We start from the raw sequence: 26,220 nt of genomic DNA, 5'->3' as shown, positions 1-26,220 counted from the left end.
AAAAAAACGTGCGACGAATCGTCACACGTTTTTTGTTTTTGTAAACTTATGAATGGCTTTCCACGCTTCTTCTTTTCCAAGCCCTGTTTCCGATGAAAATAGAACAACTTCATCACCTTGTTCAATATCAAGCGTTTCTTTCACAACCTTCAAATGCTTTTGCCATTTCCCTTTCGGAATTTTATCGGCTTTTGTTGCAATGATGATTGTTGGAATTTCATAATGCTTTAAGAAATCATACATCATAACATCATCGTTTGTTGGCGGGTGACGTAGATCAACTACTAATACAGCCGCATCTAATTGCTCACGCGTTGTAAAATAGGTTTCAATCATTCTGCCCCATGCCGCTCGCTCTGTTTTCGATACTTTCGCATATCCATAACCTGGAACATCGACAAAATGCATCATTTCATTAATTAAGAAAAAGTTGAGTGTCTGCGTTTTTCCTGGTTTAGAAGAAATACGCACTAACTTTTTACGATTTAAAATTTTATTAATAAAGGAAGACTTCCCAACATTAGAACGACCTGCTAATGCAATTTCTGGTAAGTCACCATCTGGATATTGTTCTGGTTTAACAGCACTAATGACAATATCTGCTTTTGTTACTTTCATTGTTTCACTCCTACTAATGCGTGCTCCAATACTTCGTCTAAATGAGACACAAGCACAAACGTAAGGTTTTCTTTTACGCTTTCTGGAATATCATCTAAATCCTTTTCATTTTCGGCTGGCAAAATAATTTTTGTTAAGCCTGCGCGATGAGCACTTAATGTTTTTTCTTTTAAACCACCGATTGGTAATACACGACCACGAAGGGTAATTTCACCTGTCATCCCTACTTCTTTACTGACAGGTACACCTGTCAATGCGGAAATAAGCGCCGTTGCCATCGTAATACCAGCTGATGGACCATCCTTTGGCACTGCTCCTTCTGGAACATGAATATGGATGTCATTCTTTTCATGGAAATTTGAATCGATATGAAGTTCTTCTGCACGAGAGCGAATATAACTAAATGCAGCTTGTGCGGATTCTTTCATAACATCCCCAAGTTTCCCTGTTAAAATTAATTTTCCTTTTCCTGGTGATACAGATACTTCAATTGCGAGTGTATCACCGCCAGCAGCTGTATACGCTAAACCAGTTGCCATTCCAACTTGATCTTTCGTTTCAGCTTGCCCATAACGGAATATATGTTTACCAAGTAGGTCTGTAATATTTTTTTCCGTTACAATAATACGTTTACGCTCTTCTGTTACAATAATCTTTGCTGCTTTACGACAAATCTTTGCAATTTGACGTTCTAACGTTCGAACACCAGCCTCGCGCGTATAGTAGCGAATAATTTCAAGCAGGGCTTCATCACGAATTTGTAAATTCCCTTTTCGTAAGCCATGTTCTTTTAATTGCTTCGGCAATAAATGTTCACGAGCAATATGTACTTTTTCAATCTCTGTATAACCAGCAATCGAAATAATTTCCATACGATCAAGGAGTGGACCTGGAATGCTTGCAAGCGTATTTGCAGTTGCAACAAACATTACTTTTGATAGGTCGTACGGCTCTTCAATATAATGATCGCTAAAATTATGGTTTTGCTCCGGGTCTAATACTTCTAATAATGCAGCAGACGGATCGCCGCGGAAATCATTGGACATCTTATCAATCTCATCTAATAAAAAGACTGGGTTGATTGTTTTTGCCTTCTTCATCCCTTGAATAATACGCCCTGGCATTGCTCCCACATATGTACGACGGTGACCACGAATTTCAGATTCATCACGAACACCACCAAGAGAAACACGGACAAAATTACGATTTAACGATGTGGCAATCGAACGAGCTAAAGATGTTTTCCCAACACCCGGAGGGCCTACTAGACAAAGAATTGGTCCTTTTAAAGAATTTGTTAGCTTTTGTACAGCTAAATATTCCAGTACACGTTCTTTCACTTTCTCAAGACCATAATGATCTCTATTTAAAATCGTTTCAGAATGTGCTAAATCGATCATATCCTCTGTCGCTTCTGTCCACGGAAGTGCTAATAACCAATCCAGATAATTGCGAATGACACCACTCTCTGCAGAACTTACTGGCAACTTTTCATAACGATCTAATTCTTTTAGGGCAGCTTTCTTCGTTTCTTCTGGCATTCCAGCCTCTTCGATTTTTTCGCGAAGTTCCTCTACTTCGCCGCCTTTACCTTCTTTATCACCAAGTTCTGTTTGAATCGCCTTCATTTGTTCACGCAAGAAATATTCTTTTTGCGTACGTTCCATCGAACGTTTCACCTTTTGTCCAATTTTCTTTTCTAAACTAAGTAGTTCCTGTTCATCTTGAATAATGGAAATGAGCGTATGTAATCTTTCTTTCGCTGATCTAATCTCCAAAATTTCTTGCTTTTGTTTTGTTTTAATTGGTAGATGAGAAGAAATTAAATCAGCTAGGCGGCCAGGTTCTTCAACATCTACTACTGTCGCAAACGTTTCATTCGATACTTTTTTCGAAACTTTAATATATTGCTCGAAATGTTCAAGTAACGTGCGCATTAGAGCCTTTTCTTCTAGATCGCCTTCTTCTTCCTCTGTTACTGTTTGAATAGAAACCTGTATTACATTTTCTTCTTCAATAAATTCTACAATTTCTGCTCTATGTAAACCTTCTACAAGGACACGAAGCGTACCGTTCGGCAGTTTTAACATCTGCTTTACTTTCGCTACTGTACCCACACTATATATGTCATCTTCTTTTGGATCATCGATATTCATTTCTTTTTGCATCGCTAAAAAGATGATATTTTCATCCATTGCTGCCTGCTCTAGTGCTTGTATTGATTTATCACGTCCTACATCAAGATGCAGAACCATCGTTGGATATACGAGAACGCCTCTTAATGGTAGGAGGGGCACAATTCTTTCGTTCGTATTCATACTAGACATAGCACCTCCATAATAAATTAAACTCCTGTTCAACTATTTTATATTACAATACACTTGGATGCAATTGCAGAGATTCCTTGCAATTGCAAATCTCCTACTTTTTCTTTCTCTATAAAGTGAAACTTCCAGCCGTAGGGGCCTTAGTTAACCATCACCAATCGGGCTTTTACAGGTAAGTTGCCCTACCTATTTCCTCCTCTTCTCTCTGAGCTTTGAAGTAGGGGCTTATTGCCCACGAATAGCGGGATAAAAGAAAAAGGGACCTCGCTTAAGCATACAAACTTAAACGAAGTCTGGCAAACATTACATGTTCTATTTCCCATTTACCTAAAAGGAAATCACTTCTTAGAACCCGATTTAATTCACATCGATTGTACATCGCCTTCATCTAGCTCGCGATGCACATCAATTTCACGATGCAATTTTTCCTGGACGAATGTTAACGCAAAAACTTCTTTTAATTTTCGAACAGGAATAATCTCGATACCCTTTATCGTATATAAAAATGGCTGCATGTTTTCAGCAGGAATAATAACCTTTTTCGCTCCTGCCTTTTTTGCTGCTTTTACTTTTGCATATACGCCGCCTACTGGTTTTACTTCTCCATGAATACTTATTTCTCCGGTCATCGCTATTTCGTTATTCACATACACTTGGTGAAGCGCTGAATATACACCTGTTGCCATTGCAATGCCTGCTGAAGGACCATCAATTGGAATACCACCTGGGAAATTAATATGTATATCATATCCTTCTGGTAACAAGTCTAGGGAGCGGAGCACGGTTAATACATTATCAACGGATCCTTTTGCCATACTTTTACGGCGAATCGATTTTGTTTGACTACCAATACTCTCTTCTTCCACAATTCCTGTAACATTTATCGTACCTTTTTCCGCAGCTGGAATTGCCATTACTTCAATTTCTAATAGCGCCCCTGTATTCGGTCCATATACTGCAAGACCGTTTACAAGACCGATCTTCGGAATTGGATAAATACGCTTTTCATATTTTGGAGTAAGCTGACTAGAATGTACAACCCATTCAATATCCTCATCTTTAATAAAAGAACGTCCCTCATTAATCGCCATTCCTGCAGAAATTTGCACAAGATTAATGGCTTCTCTTCCATTTCTTGCATACATGCCGATCATTTCAACACCTTGTTTTCCAATTTCCATTTTCACTTTTTCAGCTGCATTCTTCGCTACTTTTTGAATTTCTTCTGTATCAAGTTCACGGAAGAAAACTTCTAAACAACGAGAACGAATAGCAGGAGGAATTTCATCTGGAGAACGAGTTGTCGCTCCGACTAAGCGGAAATCTGCTGGTAAGCCTTTTTGAAAAATATCATGTATGTATGTTGGAATCATTGAATTTTCTTCACTGTAGTATGCACTTTCCAAAAATACTTTGCGATCTTCTAATACTTTTAACATTTTATTCATCTGGATTGGATGCAATTCACCAATTTCATCAATAAATAAAATGCCACCATGTGCATCCGTTACGGCACCTTTTTTCGGTTGTGGAATTCCTGCTTGCCCCATTGCACCTGCACCTTGATAAATCGGATCATGTACCGAGCCAATTAAAGGATCAGCAATGCCACGCTCATCAAAGCGGGCAGTTGTTGCATCTAGTTCAATAAATGTTGCATTCATACGAAATGGTGATTTTTGATTTTTCTTCGCTTCTTCTAACACAAGACGTGCTGCCGCTGTTTTCCCTACCCCAGGAGGTCCATATATAATGACATGCTGCGGGTTCGGTCCACACAGTGCTGCCTTTAATGATCTAATTCCGTCCTCTTGGCCAACAATATCTAAAAAAGATGTAGGACGTACCTTCTCGGCAAGTGGTTCTGTCAAAGAAATCTCGCGCATTTTGCGAAGTTGTTCTAATTCTTTTTTCGATTCTCGATCAATTGAAACTTTTTGTGTTCGCTGGTTTCGGAGCAAATGCCAAAAATACAATCCGACAATTACACCAAAAACAAGTTGAACAAGTAAGAATATGTTTGTCCAGCTCATAATTCATTTCCTCCCGCTATGTTTTACCATTTAGTATTTCCTGGGAGGAATAGTGCTAAACATAATAAGAAACAGCAATTATAAAAATTGCTGTTTCATTTTTACACTATGCAGATGTTTTTGTATCGAGTACAGTACCGTCTTGTAACACCAATTTTGGCGGTGCATTGTCTGCTACTGTTTCTTTTGAAAGAATACACTTCTCGATATCTTTACGAGATGGAAGCTCGAACATTACATCTAGCATTAAGCCTTCAATAATAGAGCGAAGTCCACGAGCACCTGTTTTACGTTCAATTGCTTTTTTCGCAATTTCAATCAGTGCTCCTTCTTCAAATTCCAACTCAACATCGTCAAGCTCCAATAATTTTTGGAACTGTTTTACAAGCGCATTTTTCGGTTTTGTTAAAATATCAACAAGAGCACCTTCATCAAGTGGTTCTAGGTTCGCAATAACCGGAAGACGACCAATAAACTCTGGAATTAAACCAAATCGTAAAAGGTCTTCTGGTAATACGTGAGATAAAACATGCTTTTCATTTACATCAGCATTTTTCTTCTCTGAACCAAATCCAATTACTTTTTCACCAAGGCGACGTTTAATAATTGGCTCAATACCATCAAACGCACCACCACAAATGAATAAGATGTTCGTTGTATCAATTTGAATAAACTCTTGATGCGGATGTTTACGACCACCTTGAGGCGGAACGCTTGCTACAGTACCCTCTAAAATTTTCAGAAGGGCCTGCTGTACACCCTCACCAGATACATCACGTGTAATTGATGGATTTTCTGACTTACGCGCCACTTTATCAATCTCATCAATATAAATGATTCCTTTTTCAGCTTTCTCTACATCGTAATCAGCTGCTTGAATAAGTTTTAGTAAGATGTTTTCTACATCTTCCCCTACATATCCAGCTTCTGTTAAAGATGTTGCGTCCGCGATTGCAAATGGAACATTTAAAATACGCGCTAATGTTTGTGCCAATAATGTTTTACCACTACCTGTTGGCCCGATAAGTGCGATATTACTTTTCGCCAATTCTACATCATCAATTTTGCTGTTAGAATTGATGCGTTTGTAATGATTATATACCGCTACCGCTAATGCTTTCTTCGCATTATCTTGTCCGATTACATACTCATCTAAGATTTCACGAATTTCTACCGGTTTCGGTACATCTTTGAATTCTACTTCTTCGTCCTTCGCAAGCTCCTCTTGCACAATCTCTGTACAAAGCTCAATGCACTCATCACAAATGTAAACACCAGGACCAGCAACAAGCTTTCGGACTTGCGTTTGTGTTTTACCACAGAAAGAACATTTTAATTGCCCTTTTTCATCATTAAATTTAAACATATTTTCACACCCCTTACAAAGTGCTAATATCTTGCCTTCGTATGTACACGATAAATGTATCGTATGTAAATACATATTATGTCACTACGTGGCGAGAAATACAAATAATATGACTAGTTATGTACAAATAAAAAATTTTTAAAACTTTTGAAATATGTATATTCGACTTTAGAAGGATCATTTCCTTCTTCATCGAAAAGTTTTATAAATATATTTATATCTATATTTATAAAACAAGGCACGATCCAAAATCGCGCCTTGTTATTTTATTATGCAGCTTTGCTGTTGTCTACTAAGAAGTCTACAGCTTTACGAACTTTAATGTCTTCAGATAAAGCATCTAAGCTTCCAAGAGCTTGTGTGATAGCGTCAACTGGCATATTGTACATTGCAGCCATTTTTTCAACTTCTGCAGTTACTTCTTCTTCAGTAACTTCGATGTTTTCAGCTTCAATGATCGCTTCAAGAACAAGGTTGATTCTTACACGTTTTTGTGCATCTTCTTTCATTTGTTCTTTTAACTTGTCAGCGTCAGTACCTGTGAATTGGTAGTAAAGCTCAAGGTTCATACCTTGTTGGCTTAAGCGTTGTTCGAATTCACGAATCATACGATCTAACTCAGTTTCGATCATAGCTTCTGGAATTTCGATTTCAGCGTTATCAGCAGCTTTTTCTACTACTTCGTCACGAACTTTGTGCTCAGCTTCGTGCTTTTTGCCTTCTTCTAAGTTTGTACGAAGTTTTGCTTTTAACTCTTCAAGAGTTGCAACTTCTTCGTCTGCATCTTTAGCGAACTCGTCATCTAAAGCTGGAAGTTCTTTTGCTTTAATTTCATGAACTGTTACTTTAAATGTTGCTGGTTTACCAGCAAGTTCTTCTGCATGGTACTCTTCTGGGAATGATACTTCAACGTCTTTTGACTCGCCAGCTTTTAGACCAATTAATTGCTCTTCAAAACCTGGGATGAATGTACCAGAACCGATTGCTAGAGAGTAGTTCTCGCCTTTTCCGCCTTCGAATGCTTCGCCATCAACGAAACCTTCAAAGTCGATTACAGCTGTATCGCCGTTTTCAGCAGTACCTTCTTCTTTAACAACTAGTTCAGCTTGACGCTCTTGTAAAGATTGTAATTCGTTCTCTACATCTTCGTCAGTTACAGTTGTTTCAACTTTTTCTACTGCTAGTCCTTTGTATTCACCTAATTTAACTTCAGGTTTTACAGTAACTTTTGCAGTGAAGATTAAGTTTTCATTTTTCTCGAACTTCTCGATGTCGATTTCAGGATGAGCAACTGGGAAGATACCAGTTTCATCGATTGCTTCACCGTATGCTTTTGGTAAGATAATATCTAAAGCATCTTGGTATAAAGATTCAATACCAAAGCGTTGTTCGAATAACGGACGAGGCATTTTTCCTTTACGGAAACCAGGTACGTTAATTGTTTTTACTACTTTTTTGAACGCAGCGTCGATAGAGTTGTTTACTTCTTTAGCATCAACTTCGATTGTTAAAACGCCAACGTTACCTTCTAATTTTTCCCATTTTGCAGCCATTTATTCTTTCCCTCCAACTATAATAATGTATGCACATACCTCTACAGATTGAGATTTTCATTATTTCTTTTTTAGAAACAACAAAAGCATGAAAGCCAATTTATTTAAGCTTTCTAATCTTCTAGCAATAAGCCTTAAGACACGCGATTCTCAATCTATTATTTGTCTATAAGACAAACACGGTATATTTTGTTCGAGAATAATATGAAACATATTAAGTAAGAGAATTATACTTCTCTCCTCTTACAAGCAGGCATAATTCAGCCTTTTGCAACCCTTACATTATAACATAGAATATTCTCGTTTCAATAACTGAACGATTCTTTTTCATAATTATACAGGTAAATGCCCTTCTCTCTCCACGCGTAAAAACCATTGATAGGCAATATGAAACTCTTCAACGGTAATATTATACGCCTCCATAAGTTCCTCTTCATCGATGATCAATCCGAAACGCTTTCTCCCGATTCGCTCTAAAACCGCTGCCCATACTTCTACTTTATCTATTAGTAATGGGAACGGGAAAATACTTGCTTGCATTTCTCTCCAATATGTAATAATCGCCTCAAACATATTTGGATTATCACTTTCTAAACGATTAGATAATATATGTATAACTTTCTTCGAGTACTCATCATTATGATCCAAATGAGCTGGAATAATCATTATTCTTTCGCCAAATTTCTCTACTTCTATTTCTTCTTTCATACGCTTCTCTACCATTTTGTATATAATAGAAGTTTTTAAATATGGATGTCGCGTGCTATCAACGAGAAATTTCCGTAAAGCTGGCAAAGCTTTTTCGAGGTTTTTAATTAAAAGAGCATGAATTACCTGTAGCTGCTGCCCAAAATTTTCTACAAATAGTTTTTTCGAAAATTCTTCCAGATCAAAATCTGATTCTACTAGCGTCGTTCCCTCACCATTTAGCATATTCTCCGCAAATTGGGCAAGCTGCGCTAACTTTTCTCTTTGCTCTACAGTCAATTCTTTCTTCTGCAAAACCTCTTCAACAGTCTCAATTACACCTACATAATCATTTGTTTGAACTAAAATAGTCACGTATGTTTCAAGAATATCCCCAAACAAGACTGTTCCTGTTTCAAGCAACTTCTCACATCGGTCTTTTGATTCTTCCATTCGCTTTAATTCTAATAAACAAATAACTGAAGCTAATTCTGTTTGCTCTGTTTCTCCATTATACTGGCGTAATATTTCAAAACAGCGCAATGCATCTTCGAACTTCCGCTCCCGCAGCGCCATAAACCCTTGATCAATATAATGCTCTGACAACTGCGGAAACAATACGACCGTATTTTCTTTTTTATCCATACGTCCGCCTCTTTTTTTAGATTTTAAATATCTTCAAAGTAAATATAACAAATGGCTGTTAAGAAAACAACATTCCAAATACATTTATTTGAAATATGAAAATATTCGACTTTTATAATTAAAACGAAAAAATCATATCAGAAAATCCTCTTTATACATATAAAAAACCCTCAGCAAATAACGCAGAGGATTTCCTCATTAATGGGCAGCTTTTATAATTGTAGGATATACGAAAAGAGTAATCATTTGGAGAACAATAATTGTAACAACAACCATGCTAAAAAAGAAGATTGGCTTACTTCGTTTCATCAAAAACATAATAATAAGCATAATGCAGGCAAGTAAACACATAAAAAATAAACTTGTAGTAGGACTTAGTATTCCGCTAGGGACAAATGACAATAATATAACACTACAAACACCTATAATTCCGAGTAACCATTCCATTCATTTACCCTTTCCCTCTCATAACAATTCTCTCTATGCTACTAAATGTTTTACAACCTCAATTACATCTGTTAATTTCTCATATGCAACAAACCCGAAAGCTACTGTTAAAGCCGTTACGACTAATCCTTTCATGTTTTTCTTCCTCCTCGTGTCATCTTCGTTACCTTAATTATAAAGAACTGGCATTTTGTTACCATCGAACTTTCTTACACTTACCTTACAGAATTGTAAGATTTCAAAAGAAAAAAACCACCTAACATATTTGAAAGTGGTTTTACGGGAGTTCTCTATAATCGTCTGCAAAATTAACATTCTTTTCTTAGTACTTATTTGGTGAATTTATTCTTAAACTAATTGATTTACGAAACACTTTTGTAATTATTTATTACATCACATTCGAGATATTTCTCTCCTTCACCTTCTTATAAATTTTTAAATACAGCCTAATTCCCTTGTTGAAAAATGTTAAAATATTTTTATGTAATTCAAAATCCAGAAATTAAAGGGGATGATCCATATGTTCAAAAAAGTAGCTGCTGATGTTCTCGGGCTAAGCGATGTAGGTTCTGTAATCACACCGAAAGATTATGATAAAGTGGATGCTGATGATTATGTGATGCATGAAGATGGAGAAAAAATTTATTTTCTAATTAAATCAAAATCAGATGAATATTGTTTTACAAACAAAGGGTTAATTCACTTAGATGGTACGAGTGCAGCAAGTAAAAAACGTACATTACGCCGCTTCAGCTACAGCAAACATCAAATTAAAAATGTAGCGTTAGAAACTGCTGGTACAATCGATTTAGATGTAGAAATTAAATTCCATATGGGAGATGAATATTACTCAATTGACGTTCATAAAAAACATATCGAGGAATTAAAAGACTTATATAAAGCTCTTCTCAAAATTGAGGAAATTTCATACGAAAATGATATTACATTACAATATGCTCATAAAAGTTTAGATATGGCTTCTAACACATTTAGTCGTATTACGAATGCACAAGTTAATTTAGCAGAGCAATTTAAAGAAATGAATCAAATTGCGTTTAATTGGCTTGTGGATACGAAGAAGCAATATAACGTGAAAGATTATGGGTTTGTTTTTGAAAAATTTATTAACGATTAATTTTTGAATAAACAAAAAACCTTGTCATCAAAAGATAACAAGGTTTTTTTAGCGTCCCAGGAGAGATTCGAACTCCCGACCGACGGCTTAGAAGGCCGTTGCTCTATCCTGCTGAGCTACTGGGACATGGAGCGGGTGAAGAGAATCGAACTCTCGACCAGAGCTTGGAAGGCTCTTGTTTTACCACTAAACTACACCCGCATATTTTGTTTTCATTTCCGTCTGATATCTTATCGACAAGGTTTATTATATTTGCACACGCAGATAAAGTCAACACCTTTTTTCAAAGAGGATAATTTTTCTTATCCTCTTTGAAAAGTTTTATGTGCGACAACTTTTCCAGCTAATGTTTCAAATCGAATTTCAATGTCCTTTTCATTTACTTCTAACAAAGTAAATGTTTTTTCTTTACGGGAACGTGGCAGTAAAATGCTTCCTGGATTGATGAATAAAATACCATCAATAAATTCCGCTCCCAACATATGAGAATGTCCAAAACATACAATATTCGCTCCCACTTCTTTTGCACGATATAAAAGTGTTTGCAAAGTCATTTTAATATTGTATCGATGACCGTGTGTAGCAAAAAAGCGCATTTCATCTACATCAGTAATGATTTCTTCTTCAAAACCATTATAAAGATCGCAATTCCCTTTTACTACTTGGAACCCTCGTAAATCTGGATGATCTGGCGTTAGTTCTGAATCACCGCAATGAATCATAACATCTACATTTCCCTCATATGTATCTTTTAATTGCTGTAATTCTTTCGTAGAACCGTGACTATCGCTTACAATTAAAGCTCTCATCGGTCTCTCTCCCTTATTCTTCTTCTAAAAACCACGCTGAAATTTTTTCTTCCAACTTACGAAGAGCACGCCCGCGGTGACTGATTTCATTTTTCTCATCTGAAGTTAACTCTGCCATCGCTCGTTTGTATTCTTCTACATAAAAGATTGGATCATATCCGAAACCATTTTCACCACGACGTTGCTCTAGAATTTTCCCTTCGCATGTTCCATTTACAATAACCGACTCTTTATTTTCTTCTGGAAAAGCAACCGCTAACGCACAATAAAAACGCGCTGTACGCTTTTCCATCGAAACGCCATCTAATCCTGTTAAAACTTTATCGATATTTGCCTGATCATCTTTTTGCTCACCAGCATAGCGAGCAGAGCGCACACCAGGATTTCCATTCAACGTATCAACAATTAGCCCTGAATCATCCGCAATAACAATTGAATTTAACTGTTTACATAAACTGTCCGCTTTCAAAAGTGCATTTTCTTCAAATGTTTCACCAGTTTCCTCGACTTCTTCAATATTAGGGAAGTCATGAAGAGATTTTACTTCTAAGTCAAATCTCTCAAATAGCTCGGCAAATTCACGTACTTTCCCCATATTTTTCGTTGCTACAACAACATGTTTCATATTTCCCACCTCTACTCTATATGAGATACGATGTCACCTAATGCTTCTTTTTGTTTTTCAATGAGTTGTAAAATCCCATTTTCAGCTGCATCAAGTAATTCATTTAACTCCGCACGGCTAAATGTTGCTTCTTCTCCAGTTCCTTGCACTTCAACAAAATGGCCTTTCCCCGTCATAATAACGTTCATATCAACATCAGCTTGAGAATCTTCTGCATAGTTTAGATCTAAAACTACACCTTGGTCTTCAACAATTCCAACGGATGTTGCAGCTAAATAATCTTTTACTGGAATTTTAGATACTTTTTCTGCTTGTAATAACTTTTCAAATGCTAACACCATCGCAACATAAGCACCCGTAATAGACGCTGTTCGTGTTCCTCCATCTGCCTGGATTACATCACAATCAATCCAAACCGTTCTTTCCCCAAGTGCTTCCAAATCAACAACCGCACGTAATGCTCGTCCAATTAAACGTTGAATTTCCATTGTGCGACCAGTTACTTTCCCTTTACTGGACTCACGAATTGTACGTTGTTCTGTTGCGCGTGGAATCATGGCGTATTCAGCTGTTACCCACCCTTTTCCTTCGCCTCTCATAAATGGTGGCACACGTTCTTCAATCGTTGCCGAACAAATAACCTTTGTATCTCCAACTTCAATTAGTACAGACCCTTCTGGATGTTTTAAATAATTTGTATGAAGATGTATATTGCGTAGTTCTGCCGCTTGTCTACCATCTACTCGCATAAAATAACCCCCTACCTAGTAACTGCTACTTGTTAGTATAGCCCGTTTTAAATTTATGATTATGTATATCAACAGAAGAAGGGGAACTCAAAAAGAAATTCCCCTTTCCTACATAAGTATATCAAATTATTTACGATTAAAAACTACCTGTATTCACGTTTTGCGGACGATCAACAGGTTTTGTTAATTTCTCACCCTTCTCGTTAACAAGATTTGCTTTTCCATTTACTTCAACAGAAACATTTTTCACACCTTGTTTTTCCGTTAAAGATAGAACGAGTGATTGCAGTACATAATTTGAAATCATACTTTTTCCTTTGTTCACATATATATTTTCATTGAAATTCAATGTAACCTTTCCATCTTGCACTGTCGGTTCACTAACGAGCTTTACATCTGGATTAAAATCATTAAGTAAAGCTGAACCCGACGGTCCTTTAACAAGCTCATTCACAACCGTTGCTACTTCATGTTCCTTTCCTTCTGCCACGCGGCGTGTTACTGGCACATAGTACTGTTTTTTATTATTTCGCGCTAGGAAATAAAGTGTAACCGGCTTCGTATTCGTTACATCCGCCACTTGCTCATCATCAAAGTTAATTCCATCCGCACGGCTAACCCCTTCACCAATCGGTGTACCAGCAACCGGCATCGTTTCTAAATTTTTACCGTTCATCTGAAATTTGACTTGCTTAATTTCTTTAAATTGCGTCAATGTCCATGCTACAGATTCCACGATTTGACGCTCTTCTTCTTTTTTATAATTTTTTATTTCCTTTGAGAAATCAACAACTGCTGTCCCATCTTTTTTCACATCAACTGACAGCGTTGTATTCGCTGGAAGAACCGCTTGAAATCCATTTGGCAACATATTTGTTACAGGACCATCCTTCACAAGATATTCCAATGTTTGCTTCACAACTGCATTCCCTTTGGGCGCAGGTAAATCAAATGTTTGCGGTACAACATAACCATTTTTATCAACGAGGTATAAATCATATTTCTTCGTTTGCCCTTGTTTTTCTTTTGTAGCAGTCTCTTTCTTCTCACCATCTGTATACGTAACTTTTTTCGGTGGATCAATTTGTTCCGTTTCTTTCTCCTGATTTAACAAACCGCATCCTGATAATAAAGCTACGCTTACTGTAACACAAACAAGCCATTTAAAAGTGGATTTAGGCATACCATTTCCCCCTAAAATCTAAGTTTGTACTATATGTATACGAGCTCTTTATCATTTTAGAACAAGCAATAACAACTTATCTTACAATTTACTAAACAAAAAAACTCCTGATTTCTCAGAAGTTTTTTATACAAATCTATTATTAACTTGTTTACAAATTAATATGTTTTACATTTTCAATCGGCTGTCCAAACCATTTAGAAGCAATTTCTTTGAATAAATCTATTTTTCCTGTGGTTAAGAAAAGATGGTCGCTTTGTTCTTCCCCTTCATTTAACATTTTACTATGATATAGTATCGTACTTACTTCACGAGCTGTTTCATCCCCAGAACTAATTAACTGCACCTTATCTCCCATTACTCGCTTAATAACTGGGCCTAGAATCGGATAATGTGTACATCCTAAAATCAGCGTATCAATTTCAGTATTTTTCAGTGGTTGCAACGTTTCTCTAACAACCTCATACGCCATCTCACTCTCAAAGTTTCCACTTTCAACAAGTTCAACAAATGGCGGACACGCTAAGCTTTCTACCATAACGCGGTTATTAATGGACTTTAACGCATCTTCATACGCACCACTTTTCACCGTTCCAATTGTTCCAATAATACCAACATGGTACGTATTCGTCACTTTTAAAGCTGTACGCGAACCAGGATGAATCACACCCACTACTGGAATTTTTAATTGTTTTTGCATCTCTTCAAGTACAACCGCAGTTGCAGTATTACAAGCAATAACTAGCATTTTAATATCAAGTGCTAATAAATACTCTGTCATTTCCCATGTGAATTGACGCACTTCCTCGCGAGAACGCGGGCCATAAGGACAACGTGCTGTATCTCCTAAATATATAATACGCTCTTTTGGCAGCTGACGAATTAACTCTTTCGCTACCGTTAATCCCCCTACTCCCGAATCAATGACACCAATTGCTCTATTCAACATAATCACCCGTTTTCTCATTCATCATCTTATTTTTTTGCATATCATTATATCTTACATACTTTAGATTTTTACAGATCCAAAATATACCTGTTAATAGATTTCCAAATATGTACCTGTATAGACCAGGACTTTTTTATTTTGCTCCTTTTCTTCGCAATTTGCAAGACAGAAAAATAGCCGACCTTTTATAAAAAGTCGGCTTCACCTATTATAATTCGAGTTCCCCCATACGAAGAAGCTCAACAACCGCTTGCGAACGTCCTTTAACCCCTAGCTTTTGCATTGCATTTGATATGTGGTTGCGTACAGTTTTTTCACTAATAAATAGTTCACTTGCAATTTCTTTCGTCGTTTTATCTTGAACCAATAATTCAAAGACTTCTCTCTCTCTCTTTGTGAGTAACGGTTTAGATTGATATGCTTTTTCCTTCAACTGGTATAACCCTCCTTGCTTAAGCCAGAGCTGTATATGTGTAAGTTGGGTGTTTATTTAGTCAAGATATTGTATGAACAAAATGTGCAGGTGGTGAATGAAAATGGGCTAATTTCGGCACGTTATTTATGATTTATATATATGTAAGAACTTCCAAAAAATCTTTTTCAAACAATAATCGCTATTCATCAAAAAAATTATTAAATAATAAGCGCGAAAATCCCCAAACTCCATTTATTACCTCTTTCTTTTCAGAAAGATTCATCAATAAACAGCCAATACTACCAAACAGGGATGTATGTGTTCATACCAATCCGCTTTGCACGCAAAATTTTATGTATTGGTGGTGTCATTATGTTTTCGGCCTTCAAACGATTTTTAATCGGTAGACCACTTAAGTCAACAGCACTCGGGGAACAAAAATTAAATAAACTAAAGGCACTCGCGATCCTTTCTTCTGACGCCCTTTCTTCTGTCGCTTACGGAACAGAACAAATTTTAATTGTATTAGCTGCATTTGGAGCGATTGCTTTCTGGTATTCCATCCCGATCGCAATTGGCGTTTTAATCTTATTGACAGCGCTCATTTTATCATACCGACAAATTATTTTTTCTTATCCGCATGGCGGAGGTGCTTATGTTGTTTCCAAAACAAACTTAGGCACAAATGCTGGGCTTATTGCAGGAGGATCATTACTTGTTGATTATATCCTTACTGTAGCTGTAAGTGTTTCAGCTGGAACCGATGCTATTACATCTGCTTTTCCGGCTTTGCACACATACACCGTTCCAATCGCGGTCATACTTGTTTTATTTATTACAATTTTGAATCTAAGAGGCGTAACGGAGTCAGCATCGATTCTAGCTTATCCTGTCTATCTCTTTGCCTTTGCACTTGTTATTTTAATTATTGCTGGTGTTTTTAAAATTTTTTCTGGGCAAGCTCCCGCTCATTTACATACACCGATTGGAACAGTCGTGCCTGGCATTACACTCTTCTTCTTGTTGAAGGCTTTTTCATCTGGTTGTTCCGCTTTAACAGGGGTAGAAGCAATTTCCAATGCAATTCCAAATTTTAAAGAACCGGCTGCAAAAAATGCAGCAAAAACATTAGTTATCATGGGGACGATTCTTGCTATTTTATTTACGGGTATTACATTTTTAGCCTATTGGTATGGAATTGCTCCGAAACATAATGACACTGTCGTGTCCCAAATTGCTTCAAATATATTTGGAAGGAATTTTGTATACTACTTTATTCAAGGAACAACTGCGCTTATTTTAGTACTAGCTGCAAACACAGGTTTTTCAGCATTTCCACTTTTAGCATTTAATTTAGCATCAGATAAATATATGCCGCGTATGTATTTAATGCGTGGAGATCGCTTAGGGTATTCAAATGGAATCATTACGTTAGGTATTAGTTCTATGCTTTTAATCGTTGCATTCCAAGGTAAAACCGAACAATTAATCCCGTTGTATGCTGTCGGGGTATTCATTCCTTTTACATTGTCACAAACAGGTATGATTATAAAATGGTTACGAGAAAAGCCAAAAGGATGGATGCCTAAGTTACTAACAAACTTATTAGGCGCTCTTATTTCATTAACTGTGCTTCTCATTTTTTTCATTACAAAATTTGCGCAAGTATGGTCCATTCTTATCTTTTTACCTATCATTGTTTTCATCTTTCATCGCATCCACAATCACTATGTTGCAGTAGGAGAACAGTTGCGCATCAATTTTAATGAAATTCCTGAAAAAGTAACTGGTAACGTCGTAATTGTTCCCGTCGCTGGTATTACAAAAGTAGTCGAACAATCCATCAATTACGCAGAAACAATTAGCGATCAAGTTATCGCTGTGTATGTAGCTTTTGATAAAGAAAGCGAACTACGTATGCAGGAAAAATGGAAAGAATGGCAACCGAATATTCGTCTCGTTACCTTTATCTCATCTTACCGAAGCTTAATGCGTCCTATCGCAAAATTAATTACAATTATTCAGCATAAGGCGCAAGAAAAGAATCGTTTCGTTACCGTTTTAATTCCGCAATTTATTACAAAAAAGAACTGGCATAACTTTTTACACAACCAATCGAGTGTATTACTACGTGTCTATCTTCTATATAAGAAAAATGTTATAGTCACAACAGTTCCTTACCGTTTCCGAAAATAAAAGCAATATACACATAAAAGAAAGGAGGCTATCCTCTCCTTTCTTTTATGTGTACAACTGCCTTACAAAACTGTAATCTTCTTTCAGAAAAATGTAATATAATTCGATAGTTTACATATTCTTTTCCATGTAAGATAAAAGTATAAAGAATCACCAATACATAAAAGAAACAAAATGGTGATTAAAAAGGAGAGGGGTTTATAATGGAAAAAAAGTTACGTAGATCTGAAACTGATAAAGTTTTATTTGGTGTATGCGGTGGTTTAGGAGAATATTTTGATATAAGCGTTAGTATGATTCGCATACTTTGGGTTATTGCGATTCTATGCTTCGGAACAGGTTTTTTAGTCTATCTTGTTTGTTTGTTGCTTATGCCACGTTCTTACTAAAAAGGCACCGGTGCCCAATCGGTGCCTTTCTTTCATCTTGTCACTTTTTGATAGAGCATACTTTCTTTTTGTGTTAACAAATACTTATTTGCTAAAATAAGAAACACACTAGAAGTCCATGTAAACGCTAAATCACGCAATCCTTGCCCGGTTTGTGCATGAAAATTTTCAGCCATCCCACTTTTATTTGCCATCCTACAAAAACGAACAGCAATATCCTTTGCAAATTCATTTTTGCCAACTGCTTGTAAAGCCTCAGTCATAATAAATGTTGTCGGTGCCCAAATTGGCCCGCGCCAATATCCATCATCACGATAATATGGACTCCTTATACTCTCTGTTGCAAAACCATACTTTGTCAAAAAGTGATTTTCTTTTTTCAATTCTGCAAGTAAGCTTTCAATGATTTCTTCAGGTAACCTTTTTCCTAAAATGAGAGGAATATATAACACAAGACTATCTGATACTTCATATGAATGATTCCCAGATTGCGGGGCAATAAAACGCTTTTCTCTCCAACAATGTTGAATCATACGATTGAGCGTTGTATTTGCTCGCGCTTCCCATCGCTTTGCTTCTTCTTCAAATCCAAGCTTCTCTGCGATCTCCGATAATACCTCCATTTGTAAAATAAGAAATGAGCTTAAGTCCGGACTCTCAATAGGGGCACCACGGTGAAAAATCGTACTATTATCCCAACCGCTATCATTCCCATGATTATATTGAGGAACCCCATCCCCATCATCATCTCGATATGTAAACCACCAATCCGTCCATTTGCATAACGGTTCATACACTTCTTGTAAATGCTCTTCTGTTATAAAATCTGTATGTTCCATCATCCATTTCAGCGTCCACCCATGAATAGGTGGTTTACAGCAATTCCATAGCCCACTTTTATCGTTAATATAATCCGGTAATACACCGCACTCATCTTGCTTATCAAAAAAAATCATAAATTGATCCCACGCCACTGTCGGCTGATGCATCGCTAATGCCATCGCATTAAAACAATGATCCCAACTCCATATATTTGTCATCCAGTTTTTTGACATATACATCGCTTTTCTCGGTAAATACCCTTCCGCTTCTACCATACAAGACCATGTAATATAAGCCGCTAACTCTCTTCCTTTCAATAAGTCTTTCGGGACAGCCAATGTATGACGTAACCAATTTACAAAATCCGCTTCAGCAGCATCCACCGCCTCCGCGAATGTCTTAGTCTCCTTCGGCTTCTGCAATACTGTTTTGTATTCCGTTAGTTCCACATCAATCCCTGATTCTTCATCTTGCGCATAAATATCAACAATAATATGTTTACAACGAAGTTCTTCAAACGGGGCATCCATATGCATAACCCCTTCTATAGCAGATAAATGAAATCTCATTTCTTTTGAAAAGCTATTAATTTCCCATCCACCTTGTGCACTTGGAATACAGTAATCATACGAACTTGTAATCCCAATAAAACGTAGCTGCAATCGATCCGAATAAAAACGAATTGTATCAGAATGAGAGAAACAAATCTTCACATCACCTTCTACAGTTTGGAGCGTTAGTAAAGATGGCGACATCTTTGTTTCACATGGTAAAACCTCTCCTTTCCGATTTAATACCTCTATTTTAAACACTTCACCAAAATCGTCGTCACCACCGCGAATGTTTCGAATCAATAATCCGTTATCATAGTTTAAAGAAATAACTAAAAAAGAACCGTACCGACTAAATGGAACTTGTTGTAAATCAAACATTTATATCCCCCTAGGAAAGAGCCCTAGCAATAGAAGGGCTCTCTTGTAATTTAAGATTCTTTTACGATCTCAAAAGCTCGTTTATGATCCCCATTAAAAGGAACAATGTACACTTCAAACTGGCACGGCTCCGGCTTCAACTGATACTCCGGAAGCTGAGCTGGCCCACAACTCGCGCTTCCTAAACCATTTTGCTTATAATCTAGATGGAATGTAACAAACTCCCTTTCTTGTAATTCATATAAATGCTCTGCTTTCTCTAAATCTTCTGTCGTGTAAGGCAAGGCGCTAAAATTAAAATCTTGCGTACTATGCGCAACAAATCCAACATGATATTGATCATATAACGAAACCCACTTTACATCTGTTCGATTTCCCGTCTCTTGCGGAAAAACATACGGGAAAAATAAATCTTTTACAGTCATTTCATACAAATCTATTTTGTTGGCTTCTTTACTATCCACATATGATTCTCCTGGTCCACGTCCAAACCAACTTACATTTTGATATTGTTTTGGCAGACGCATTTCGAGCCCAATTCGCGGAAGCATCTCTGGTAAAGTACCGCTTGGATTCAACTTTGTCTCTATTTTCATAGCTCCGCTTCTTTCAATTTCATACGTATAAGTAAAAGCAATTTTCCAATTCACGACAAGCGGGGAAATAAATCCTTTCACAACAACTTCAACATTTCCATTTTCAAGTTGTACAGCTTCTATACTCGCTACGTCATGTTTCACAAGGTGTACATATTGTTCTTTCCATTTTTCAACTACATACATATCATTATCAATTGTTGCCCGCCAAATATTTAATTCAGGCCCTTCTTCCATAAGTGATTGCCCTTTAAAGGTCCAGTCTTTTATACGCCCTGTTACAGGGTGAAAAGAAATTGCAAAACTTTCACCAGCAACACGAATTTCCTCCTTTGTTTCATGTAAAGTTACTGGCTCATATAACTTCGAATCTCTTTTTCTTCTTATCTTTTTCAGAGCTGGAATACAAAATTGTTCCCAAGCTATTTCATGTCCTGCTACTCCCCAATTTGTATCTGCTCCTAATACAATCGATACTGTTACATAGCAATCCTCCTCTGTAAGAAGGGCTATTTCATCTTTAAAGAGCAACTGAATCTCACAACTCTCTTTCGGTAACAAAGGCGGGGCATCTATAGAATCACTCGCAATTACTTTTCCTTCTTTTTTGACAGTCCACTGCACACGATAGCCTTTCAATGAACGAAAATCATATATATTTTGTATCGAAATCCTACCACTTCGTATGTCTATCTCTCCTACTTTAATAGGTTCAATTATTTTCTTATATTGCAACAAAGCTGGCGATGGCGTTCGATCTGGCAAGAGTAGTCCATCAATGCAGAAATTACTATTATGCGGAGTATCTCCAAAGTTACCTCCATATGCAAAGTACTCTTCTCCATTTTCATTCACTTGACGTAATCCGTGATCAATCCATTCCCAAACAAAGCCACCTTGTAATCTTTTATGACTATAAATCGCTTCCCAATATTCTTTTAATCCGCCTGGTCCATTTCCCATCGCATGAGCATACTCACATAAAATATGAGGTTTTTCCCACTTTTCTTCTTCTGCATAACCAATAATCTTTTCGACTGAAGAATACATTGTACTAAAAATATCAGCGACTTTCGTTTCTCGATCCCCTTCGTAATGAATGATTCTTGATTGGTCCAATTCCCTACACTTATTCGCCATTGCAATAAAATTACAACCGAACCCAGATTCATTTCCGAGTGACCACATAATAATTGAAGAATGATTGCGATCTCGACGCACCATACGTTCCACACGATCTACATAAGCATTTTCCCATTCAGGATCATCACTTAATACGTTTGCATTACCAATTAACTCAAATCCATGGCATTCCAAATCAGCCTCATCAATTACATATAAACCATATTCATCGCATAGATCATAAAAACGTGGATCATTCGGATAATGTGCTGTTCGCACCGCATTAATATTATGCTGTTTCATAAGCATTACATCTTGTTTCATTGTTTCATATGTGACATATCTTCCTGTATCCGGGTCGTGATCGTGACGATTCACCCCTTTAAATATAATGGGAATACCATTGACAAGAAGATTTCTATCCTTCATCTCAATCATCCGGAAACCGATCTTCTGTGAAATCACTTCTACAACTTCACTATTTTCGTTTCGAATCGTGAACAATACAATATACAAATACGGGTCTTCTGCGGACCATTTCTGCGGCTTTTTGACAGAAAACGAATGTGTATCATCTATAACCCTTTTCCCCTGTAAGTCCAAATACGATGTATGTTGATCTAATACTTCCCCATTCTTATTACAAAACTTGTACTCTAGTACATAATTTTTATTCAGTAATTGTTCGTTGCAAATCTTTGTACTTAGTTGTAATACACCATTTTCATAATTTTCATCAAGCGTTGTACATAACGTCATATCATAAATATGTACAGCAGGTTCATGCACAATGTACACATCACGAAAAATACCACTTAGCCACCACATATCTTGATCTTCTATATATGATCCATCACACCATCTATACACACATACTGTCATCGTATTCTTTCCGGCATGAACAAACGATGTAATATCAAACTCTGCCGTCAAACGACTTCCTTGGCTATATCCCACTTCTTCTCCATTTATCCATAAATGAAAGGCACTATCCACACCTTCAAATCGAATACGAATACATCCTCCGTTCCAACTTTCTGGTATATAAAATTCATTTTTATAACAACCCACTTGATTTTCAAATGGAACATGGGGTGGCTGAACCGGAAACGGATAATATAAATCGGTATAATGCGGCTTTCCGTATCCTTGCAATTGCCAATGCCCAGGTACATGAATCGTATCCCATTCACTACAATCAAATTCACTTATGAAAAAATTCTCTGGAAGTTGCTTTGGGGATTCTAAGTACAAAAACTTCCACATTCCATTCAGCAATTTGTAATAAGAAGAGCTTTCACGCGTAAAAGATAGAGCCGCTTGTTCAGTTTGAAATGGAATAAAATGTGCTCTTCCCTCCATGCGATTCCGCCCTGTTACTTGAACATTTTCTAAGTCCTCTAACATGTTATGTCCCATATCGATCCTCCTTTTTGCATTCACTTTGTCACATCATTTCTACGCTCTATTATTTAAGGCCCGTATGCCCCGACTCTTCCACAATATAGCGTTGTGCGAAAAAGAAGAGTGCAAGAGGTACAATACTAATTAACAATGTCACCGCCATAATCCCTTCCATATCAACGCCAAACATACCTTTAAACTGTGCTAAGCCTAGCGTTAATGTATATTTGCTTTGGTCATTTAAGAAAATAAGCGGTCCTAGATAATCGTTCCAACATCCTAAAATATTAAAAACAGCAACAAGAATTAAAATCGGTTTCATAATCGGTAAATAAATACGGTAGTAAACTTGAAAAGCGTTCGCACCATCCATCCTTGCAGCCTCATCTAGCTCCTTTGGAACAGACATAATAAATTGTCTCATTAAAAAGATAAAAAACGCACCGCCAAACCAAGATGGAATAATTAAAGATTTTAACGTATTAATCCAGCCGAGAGCATTAAATTCCATATAAAGCGGAATCATCGTTACTTCCCACGGAATCATCATCGTCGCTAGCACAATCATGAACAAAATATCCCGTCCTTTAAATTTAAAACGTGCAAAACCGTATGCTACTAAAGAAGATGATATTAACTGTCCGATTGTTGAAAATACTGTTACAACAATTGAATTCCATAAAAAAGTATTAAATGGTTGACTCGTCCACGCCTTTGCAAAATTACTAAATTTAAACTCAGATGGAATCCACTTTGGCGGATATAAATATAATTCTTCTGGTGATTTCACAGATGTTGTAATCATCCAAAAGAAGGGCAATAAAAATAAAATGGAAAAACCTATTAATAGTGCGTACACTACAATTCGATGTATGCGCTTCTTCGTTCTCACACTGCATCCTCCTTATTCATCTTCTACTTTGACTTCATCTCATTTTCATAATAAACCCAAGCTGCTGATGATTTAAAAACAAGTAGTGTTAACCCTAAAATGATTAAAAACATAAACCAAGCATTCGCTGATGAATAGCCCATTTTAAAATACTTAAATGCATTTTCATATACATACATCGCGTAAAAATAGGTGGACTTTAATGGACCTCCGCCGGTTAATACAAGCGCTAATGTTAATTGTTGAAACGCACCGATAATTGTTGTAATTAAATTAAATAAAATCGTCGGCGTTAACATCGGCAATGTAATTTTGAAAAATTGTTGCACTTTTCCAGCTCCATCAATGGAAGCAGCCTCATACAAGTTTTGCGGGATATTTTTTAATCCTGCTAAAAAAATGAGCATAAGCGTACCTTGTCCCCATAAACTAGCAATTACCATCGCAATTAGCGACCAGTTCGGATCACTTAACCAATTTGGTCCTTTTATACCAACAAGCGATAGAAAATAATTCAAAATACCATACTCTCCGTTATACACCCATGCCCAAATCATCGCTAAAGCCACACCAGAAATAACGCTTGGCAAATAGAAAAATGTTCGAAAAAACGCATATCCTTTTACCTTTTGATTTAGCAAAATCGCTAAAAATAGGGCAATAATTAAATTAAATGGAACAAATAATGCTGCAAATTTCACCGTAACCCATAACGAGTCCCAAAACATCGGGTCATTTAGAAACATATCTTGATAGTTTTTTAGTCCAACAAATTGAACTTCTCCAATAAGCGGCCAGTCAAAAAAACTAATAAATAATGAAAATAAAAGAGGACCAAGGGTAAATGCTACAAAGCCAAATACCCATGGAAATATAAATGCATAAGGAACGAGTTTCTCCCATTTCATTTTCTTTTTCCTAATGGCTATATTCGTTTCACTTTCTATAGATACTCCATATTTCAACATCCACACCTCTTTGCTTTTACAATTATTTATCCATATATTTCTCTGAATCTTGAACAGCTTTATTTAATAATTGCTCTGGATCTTGTCCAAGCATAATTGCATTTATTGCCGCTGATAAATTCCGGTTTACTTCATCCCATTTTGGGTTAAGTAAAAATGCTGGTGTATTTGTTGAACGTTCTAGCATTGTGTAGAACGGTTTAACATTCGCATCTTCCTCTTTCTTCAATTCTTTTACAACACTAATTCGAACTGGCAAATCAGAAGTTCGCATTTTAATTGCTTCTGGTGAAGAATAAAACTTAACAAACTCCCAAGCTAACTCTTTATGCTTTGCATCTTTTGCAATTGAAACAGCTGATGTACCAACAAGTCCCTTCACTGGTTTCCCTTTAAATGCAGGAGGTTCTACTGTACCAAAATCAATTTTTGCATCTTTAAATCCTTCTAATGGCCAAATTCCACTCTCCCACATCGCTAACTTCCCAGCTTTAAAAATATCATCACCGCTCTGTTGATTTTTTCCACCTACTAATACAGCCGTTTTATCCTTTAGCATACTTTGGAAAGATTTCATAACTTCAATTGTTTCTGGACTGTTCATATGTCCTTTTATTTGTTTTCCATCTTCACTTACAAAACTACTACCGTTACTCCAAATAAACCCTTGTAAATCATACGTATCTGGTTCAGGTCGTAAAGCAAAGCCATATTGTTTATTGCTTGCATCTGTTAACTTTTTCGCAGTGTCTACAAACTCATCCCAAGTCCATCCATCTTTCGGGTATGGAATATTCGCTTTATCAAATAACTTTTTATTGTAATATATAACCCGCGTTGTAAACCCTGCTGGCATACCATATAATTTCCCGTCAATACTAGAGTAGTTAAATAGCCCTTGATAAAAGTCATCTAATTTCATATCTGGATCTTTCTTTGCCAGTTCATCTAAAGGCTCAAGAGATTTATAGTAAGCTGGGAAATTCCACATATACATAACATCCGGTGGGTTTTTCGCCCCGAAAGATGCTGCGAGCTTTTGATCAAAACCATCACCATAAGCCTCCACCTGTACTTTTACTCCCGGATTCTTCTCTTCAAATTTCTTTGCAATTTGCTGCTGAATCTTTAAATTCTTTCCAGCATCCCAAGTTGCAAATCGCAAAACTGTTCCATCATTTGATGTTTGTTTCTTTTCATCATCCTTTGATGATTTTTTACTTGTAGTCTCATTTGAGCTACAACCAGCTAAAAAAACAATAAGTACGAGCATAAAACTAAGACATACATGTACCATTTTTCTCACTGCACACACTCCCCTTCTCCAAAAATCTTTTTTATTTCTGATTTTTCAGAAT

Annotated in this window: 21 protein-coding genes and 2 tRNA genes; 3 read left to right on the top strand and 20 right to left on the bottom strand. The window is 36.7% G+C overall.

All coding sequences use genetic code 11. From position 1 onward, the window contains the following. Nucleotides 1-21: 21 nt before the first annotated feature. From ysxC to C568_RS0112345, 7 genes are all read right to left on the bottom strand, one after another. Nucleotides 22-618: a ribosome biogenesis GTP-binding protein YsxC gene (gene ysxC, locus C568_RS0112375; protein WP_018764396.1), complete on the bottom strand. Its 597-nt coding sequence runs from the start codon at nt 616-618 to the stop codon at nt 22-24. Beyond that, nucleotides 615-2,945 carry an endopeptidase La gene (gene lon, locus C568_RS0112370; protein ID WP_003200793.1) on the bottom strand — a complete coding sequence of 777 codons (2,331 nt, stop codon included), beginning with the start codon at nt 2,943-2,945 and terminating at the stop codon, nt 615-617. Before lon ends, ysxC begins: the two co-directional genes overlap by 4 nt. Before the next feature lie 362 nt (nt 2,946-3,307). After that, nucleotides 3,308-4,978, bottom strand: coding sequence for an ATP-dependent protease LonB (gene lonB / locus C568_RS0112365; RefSeq protein WP_003200791.1), 1,671 nt, complete (start codon nt 4,976-4,978; stop codon nt 3,308-3,310). Between the two features lie 106 nt (nt 4,979-5,084). Beyond that, entirely contained in the window at nt 5,085-6,344 is a 1,260-nt protein-coding gene (gene clpX / locus C568_RS0112360) for an ATP-dependent protease ATP-binding subunit ClpX (protein ID WP_018764399.1), read from the bottom strand. Between the two features lie 269 nt (nt 6,345-6,613). After that, on the bottom strand, nt 6,614-7,897 hold the full coding sequence (tig, locus tag C568_RS0112355; RefSeq protein ID WP_003200787.1) for a trigger factor: 1,284 nt from the start codon (nt 7,895-7,897) through the stop codon (nt 6,614-6,616). 333 nt (nt 7,898-8,230) lie between these two features. Continuing rightward, nucleotides 8,231-9,229 carry a hypothetical protein gene (locus tag C568_RS0112350; RefSeq protein WP_018781675.1) on the bottom strand — a complete coding sequence of 333 codons (999 nt, stop codon included), beginning with the start codon at nt 9,227-9,229 and terminating at the stop codon, nt 8,231-8,233. A 198-nt stretch (nt 9,230-9,427) separates the two neighbouring features. Beyond that, on the bottom strand, nt 9,428-9,676 hold the full coding sequence (locus C568_RS0112345; RefSeq protein ID WP_018764400.1) for a hypothetical protein: 249 nt from the start codon (nt 9,674-9,676) through the stop codon (nt 9,428-9,430). 520 nt (nt 9,677-10,196) lie between these two features. Between C568_RS0112345 and C568_RS0112335 the strand changes: the two genes are divergently transcribed. Further along, nucleotides 10,197-10,811 (top strand): PH domain-containing protein, encoded by a 615-nt coding sequence (locus tag C568_RS0112335; RefSeq protein ID WP_003200781.1) that lies wholly within the window; start codon nt 10,197-10,199, stop codon nt 10,809-10,811. Between the two features lie 52 nt (nt 10,812-10,863). Here C568_RS0112335 and C568_RS0112330 read toward each other — a convergent pair. From C568_RS0112330 to gerE, 8 genes are all read right to left on the bottom strand, one after another. Next, nucleotides 10,864-10,937 (bottom strand) — tRNA-Arg (locus tag C568_RS0112330). Between the two features lies 1 nt (nt 10,938). Next, nucleotides 10,939-11,012 (bottom strand) — tRNA-Gly (locus tag C568_RS0112325). A gap of 101 nt (nt 11,013-11,113) precedes the next feature. After that, complete coding sequence (locus C568_RS0112320) at nt 11,114-11,620, bottom strand: metallophosphoesterase (protein WP_003200763.1); 507 nt, start codon at nt 11,618-11,620, stop codon at nt 11,114-11,116. Nucleotides 11,621-11,633: 13 nt separating this feature from the next. After that, on the bottom strand, nt 11,634-12,245 hold the full coding sequence (locus C568_RS0112315; RefSeq protein ID WP_018781674.1) for an XTP/dITP diphosphatase: 612 nt from the start codon (nt 12,243-12,245) through the stop codon (nt 11,634-11,636). An 11-nt stretch (nt 12,246-12,256) separates the two neighbouring features. Next, entirely contained in the window at nt 12,257-12,994 is a 738-nt protein-coding gene (gene rph, locus C568_RS0112310) for a ribonuclease PH (protein ID WP_003200759.1), read from the bottom strand. Nucleotides 12,995-13,130: 136 nt separating this feature from the next. Then, a complete protein-coding gene (locus tag C568_RS0112305) occupies nt 13,131-14,177 on the bottom strand; it encodes a GerMN domain-containing protein (RefSeq protein ID WP_018781673.1) in 1,047 nt (348 codons plus the stop codon). A gap of 151 nt (nt 14,178-14,328) precedes the next feature. After that, a complete protein-coding gene (racE, locus tag C568_RS0112300; protein WP_003208646.1) occupies nt 14,329-15,144 on the bottom strand; it encodes a glutamate racemase in 816 nt (271 codons plus the stop codon). Nucleotides 15,145-15,334: 190 nt separating this feature from the next. Next, a complete protein-coding gene (gene gerE / locus C568_RS0112295; protein WP_000659494.1) occupies nt 15,335-15,559 on the bottom strand; it encodes a spore germination transcription factor GerE in 225 nt (74 codons plus the stop codon). Between the two features lie 354 nt (nt 15,560-15,913). Between gerE and C568_RS0112290 the strand changes: the two genes are divergently transcribed. Together C568_RS0112290 and C568_RS0112285 are read left to right on the top strand one after the other, a co-directional pair. Then, nucleotides 15,914-17,737 (top strand): APC family permease, encoded by a 1,824-nt coding sequence (locus C568_RS0112290; protein WP_018764402.1) that lies wholly within the window; start codon nt 15,914-15,916, stop codon nt 17,735-17,737. 203 nt (nt 17,738-17,940) lie between these two features. Continuing rightward, nucleotides 17,941-18,126 (top strand): PspC domain-containing protein, encoded by a 186-nt coding sequence (locus C568_RS0112285; protein ID WP_003200751.1) that lies wholly within the window; start codon nt 17,941-17,943, stop codon nt 18,124-18,126. Nucleotides 18,127-18,158: 32 nt separating this feature from the next. Here C568_RS0112285 and C568_RS0112280 read toward each other — a convergent pair whose 3' ends face one another. The 5 genes from C568_RS0112280 to C568_RS0112260 are packed head-to-tail and all read right to left on the bottom strand — an operon-like array spanning nt 18,159 to nt 26,135. Continuing rightward, a complete protein-coding gene (locus C568_RS0112280; RefSeq protein WP_018781672.1) occupies nt 18,159-19,880 on the bottom strand; it encodes an amylo-alpha-1,6-glucosidase in 1,722 nt (573 codons plus the stop codon). A gap of 50 nt (nt 19,881-19,930) precedes the next feature. Continuing rightward, nucleotides 19,931-23,017, bottom strand: coding sequence for a glycoside hydrolase family 2 TIM barrel-domain containing protein (locus C568_RS0112275; protein WP_018781671.1), 3,087 nt, complete (start codon nt 23,015-23,017; stop codon nt 19,931-19,933). A gap of 49 nt (nt 23,018-23,066) precedes the next feature. Next, entirely contained in the window at nt 23,067-23,894 is an 828-nt protein-coding gene (locus C568_RS0112270; protein WP_018764405.1) for a carbohydrate ABC transporter permease, read from the bottom strand. A gap of 23 nt (nt 23,895-23,917) precedes the next feature. Next, nucleotides 23,918-24,862: a carbohydrate ABC transporter permease gene (locus C568_RS0112265; protein ID WP_018764406.1), complete on the bottom strand. Its 945-nt coding sequence runs from the start codon at nt 24,860-24,862 to the stop codon at nt 23,918-23,920. Nucleotides 24,863-24,884: 22 nt separating this feature from the next. After that, on the bottom strand, nt 24,885-26,135 hold the full coding sequence (locus C568_RS0112260) for an ABC transporter substrate-binding protein (protein ID WP_080740340.1): 1,251 nt from the start codon (nt 26,133-26,135) through the stop codon (nt 24,885-24,887). Nucleotides 26,136-26,220: the final 85 nt, after the last annotated feature.

The organism is Bacillus sp. 95MFCvi2.1 (assembly GCF_000374965.1).
Classification (GTDB): domain Bacteria; phylum Bacillota; class Bacilli; order Bacillales; family Bacillaceae_G; genus Bacillus_A; species Bacillus_A pseudomycoides.
Note: the sequence above shows the minus strand (reverse complement) of the source record. Positions and strands in the feature narration are given on the sequence as shown.